Origin of the sequence: Sphingomonas sp. Ag1 (genome assembly GCF_000980895.1) — a bacterium.
Taxonomy (GTDB): domain Bacteria; phylum Pseudomonadota; class Alphaproteobacteria; order Sphingomonadales; family Sphingomonadaceae; genus Sphingomonas; species Sphingomonas panaciterrae.
The window spans coordinates 1-1345 of sequence record NZ_LAZX01000012.1; the positions used below are offsets into that span (position 1 = coordinate 1).

The window sequence follows — 1345 nt, forward strand, 5'->3', positions numbered from 1 at the left end:
TCGCCCGCGCTCGCCGCGATCCTGCTCAAGGGGCATCAGACGGAAGGGCAGGGCAACCGCGTGACCCGTGCGCTCGCCCGCGCCGGCGGCTGGTTCAACCGCGGGTTCGAGCGGATGAGCGATCGCTATGCGCGGCTGACCGACCGGCTGGTGCGCCGGCCCAGGCGGATGATGCTGACCTATGCCGGCCTCATCGCCGCGACGGGCGCGGTGTTCTGGGCGACGCCGACCGGCTTCATCCCGGCGCAGGACCAGGGCTATTTCCTGACCGTCGTTCAGCTACCCGCCGGCGCCTCGGTCGAGCGGACCGACGCGGTGGTGCAGAAGGTGGCGAAGCGCATCCTGCCGCTCGCCGGGGTGAAGGGCGTCGTGATGCTCGCCGGCTTCGACGGCCCGTCGCAGACGCTCGCGCCCAACACCGCCGCCGCCTACGTTCCGCTCAAGTCCTTCGCGGAGCGCGCCGAGCTTGGCGTCACCTTCGCCGGGCTGATGGACAAGGCACGCCAGGCGACCGCCGATATCGACGAGGCGCGGATCCTCGTCATTCCCCCGCCGCTGATCCAGGGCATCGGCTCGGCCGGCGGCTATCGCATGATCGTGCAGGACCGCGAGGGCGCGGGCTATCAGAAGCTGGGCGAGGAAACGCAGAAGCTGATCGCCAGGGCGAACGAGACGGAGGGGCTGGCGCAGGTCTTCACCTTCTTCGACACCGCCACGCCGCGCATCTTCGCCGATATCGACCGGGCCAAGGCGGACATGCTGGGCGTGCCCCCGGAACGCGTGTTCGAGGCGCTTCAGGTCTATCTCGGCAGTGCGTTCGTCAACGACTTCAACCTCCTTGGCCGCACCTATCGCGTGACGGCGCAGGCCGACGCGCCGTTCCGATCGACCCCGGCGGACATCGCCAACCTCAAGACGCGGTCCAACGCCGGCAGCATGGTGCCGATCGGATCGGTTGCCAATTTCGAGGACAAGACCGGGCCGTATCGCGTGACGCGCTACAACCTCTTCCCCGCGGTCGAGGTGGATGGCGACACCGCGCCCCGCTATTCCTCCGGCGCCTCGCTGGTGGCGATGGAGAAGCTCGCCGCCGAGACGCTGCCCAAGGGCTATGGCACCGAATGGACCGGCATCGCCTTCCAGGAAAAGGCGGCGGGCAGCACGGCGGGGATCGTCTTCGCGCTGGCGGTGGTGTTCGTCTTCCTGGTGCTGGCGGCGCAATATGAAAGCCTATTCCTGCCGCTGTCGATCATCCTGATCGTGCCGATGTGCCTGCTGGCGGCGATGATCGGCGTGAACCTGCGCGGCATGGACAATAATGTGCTGACGCAGATCGGGCTGGTCG

General features: G+C 68.3%; 1 protein-coding gene. It reads left to right on the forward strand.

Features of this window, described 5'->3' with window-relative positions; translation table 11 throughout:
• Positions 1 to 1345, forward strand: a 1345-nt coding sequence (locus tag XM50_RS00095; protein ID WP_046406292.1) for an efflux RND transporter permease subunit, incomplete at both ends; no start/stop codon positions are given.